This window comes from Planomonospora algeriensis, assembly GCF_977012225.1.
Window position 1 is genome coordinate 1 of sequence record NZ_CDRNDK010000766.1, and the last position, 1,915, is coordinate 1,915.

Below are 1,915 nucleotides of genomic sequence, written 5' to 3' on the forward strand. Positions count from 1 at the left end.
CGACGGCCCCGGCCGGGGCGCATGGGCCCGCCGCCGGGTCCTACCGCCCCCCCTGCCGGCGCTTGACCCGGCCTTGACCCGGCCTCCTCGTCCCGTCCCGGGCCGAGCCACCCTGCGGGGGTCACGAACAGCCCGTCCGCCTCGACCAGCGGGGTGCCGTCCGGGAGGGCGATGCGGCCCTCGACCCAGGTCTTGCGCCCCTCCGACCGCGTGTGCTCCGCGGTGGCGACCAGCGGCTCGCCGTACGGCACCGGCCTGCGGTAGCGCAGGGTCAGGGTCCCGGTCATGCCGGGGAAACCGGCCGCCGCCGCGGCCTCGCCCAGCAGGTGGTCGAGGATCATCGCGCTGACGCCGCCGTGCACCGAGGCGGGCGGGCCCCCGTGGACCGGCCGGAAGCTCAGCTCGGCGCGGACCGTGCGCTCCGGGGTGACCCGGACGACCAGCGGGAGGGCGTGCGGGTTGGCCGAGCCGGTGACCGCGTTGCCCACGTTCCTGGGGACGCCCCCGGGGCCGAGCTCGAACGACCGGGGGGAGGCGCGCCGCAGTGCGCCCAGCCGCTCGGTGAGGGCGGCCAGCTCTGCGGCGACGGCGGTGATCTCCCCTTCCGGGACGTCCGTCAGCACGACCGCGTCGGCCAGGGCGCGGGCCCGGCGGCTGAGTTCGACCAGGGCGGCGAGGCGGGCCTCGGCGTCCTCCGTGGAAGCGACGTCGATCGTCATGACAGCATATTAGAACACGTTCTACAGAATCTGGTTCTGGCCTCCGGCCGGACGTCGCCACGCCCGGGATCCGTAGATTTTTTCGTTGGACCGTTTTACCGACAGAAATCCCCAAAAGCCGTCTGACGTCGGGCTTTCCGCCCCTCAGAGTGCCTCGGAGGGCTTGATGTCCGCTTGGGGCGGTCTTGACCTCTCTTTATCTGCGGGTAGCCTCCCTCGTCACGGAAGACCACTGACCAATGGTGCCGCCACACGCACCCCGCTCCTCTCCCCTGAGGTGCGCGCGTGAACGCGCCATCGTCCGACCTGACCTCCCGTAAGCCCGGTCGCGGGGCGGCGCGACCATGCCCCCGTGGGCTTGCGGAGGGTTCCCCACTTCCATATGACACCTGAGATCGAAAAGTTCATCGAGCTGCTCGAGAGCCAGCTCGGATACGCCGAGAAGAGCAGCGGCTACACCAAGTTCGGCGACTGGTACGGCAGCACCGTCGACATCGACGAGGACTTCGCCAACGCCCCCTGGTGCGACATGTACCTGTCGTGGGCGGCCAAGAAGCTCGGCTACGAGGACTGGATCGGCCAGTTCGCCTACACCGTGTACCACGCCCAGTGGTTCAAGGAGCAGGACGCCTGGGGCACCACCCCCAAGCCCGGCGCCATCGTCTTCTTCGACTGGACCGGCACGAACAAGATCAGCCATATCGACCACGTCGGGATCGTCACCCGGGTGGACGGCGGGACCATCCACACCATCGAGGGCAACATCGACGGCGGCGTCGCCAAGCGCAAGGAGCGCGACACCAGCAAGGTCGTCGGCTACGGCTACCCGGAGAAGATCAAGGCCCGGCTGGACAAGGAGGCCGCCGAGAAGCAGGCGGTCAACACCTCCGCCGACGTGTCGGGGGGCAACTCCGTCTTCCTGGCGCCCCAGACCAGCCTGTTCTCCGTCATCCCCGCCCCGGTCCCCCTCCCCTTCGGGCTGGAGGCCGCCGCGCCCGAGAAGCCCGCCCAGGCCGCTGCGGAGCCCGCCCAGAAGGCGCAGGCCGCCGCGCCCGCCCGGAAGACCGCCCCGAAGAGCGGCGCGGAGACCGGTTCGGCGAAGGCTCCCGTGAAGGTCGCGGCCCCCAAGGAGACCGCCGTCTCCGGCCCGACCGCCGTGACCGCCGCCCCGGTCGCGTCCGCCGCCCCGGCCGCCG

2 protein-coding genes are annotated in these 1,915 nt (G+C 71.4%); one reads left to right on the forward strand and one right to left on the reverse strand.

Annotation, left to right across the window (positions count from 1 at the left end; translation table 11 throughout):
* Nucleotides 1-719, reverse strand: a 719-nt coding sequence (locus tag ACWJ6R_RS35525; protein ID WP_449066411.1) for a PaaI family thioesterase, incomplete at its 3' end; no start/stop codon positions are given.
* 382 nt (nucleotides 720-1,101) lie between these two features.
* Here ACWJ6R_RS35525 and ACWJ6R_RS35530 point away from each other — a divergent pair.
* Nucleotides 1,102-1,915 (forward strand): CHAP domain-containing protein (locus ACWJ6R_RS35530; protein ID WP_449066412.1); only part of this gene is annotated, 814 nt, incomplete at its 3' end.